At 64.9% G+C, this 231-nt stretch carries 1 pseudogene; it reads right to left on the bottom strand.

What is annotated here, in order from left to right:
- A pseudogene (locus tag L687_RS0121270) lies at positions 1–203 on the bottom strand (sugar ABC transporter permease); the annotation flags it as partial.
- Positions 204–231 lie beyond the last annotated feature (28 nt).

Below are 231 nucleotides of genomic sequence, written 5' to 3'. Positions count from 1 at the left end.
ACGAAGTTGTCGAAGCCCACGAACGGGCGATCGACCTCGGTGCCCGGAGCCGTGAAGAAGTAGTCGTGGAAGGCGATGTAGACCGCGAACGCAAGGGGATACGCGAAGATCGCGATCACGAACACGAAGTACGGGAGCGCGAACAGCCCGCCGATCGGTTGCGCACCCAGCCAGCGGGTGCGGGGCCGCCTCTCATCGGTCACGGTGTCACTCGGCGACGAGCGCGTCGAT

The sequence above is a fragment of the Microbacterium maritypicum MF109 genome (assembly GCF_000455825.1).
In the GTDB taxonomy this organism is placed as follows: domain Bacteria; phylum Actinomycetota; class Actinomycetes; order Actinomycetales; family Microbacteriaceae; genus Microbacterium; species Microbacterium maritypicum_A.
The sequence above is the reverse complement of the archived record's forward strand: the minus strand, read 5'-3'. Positions and strand labels throughout refer to the sequence as shown.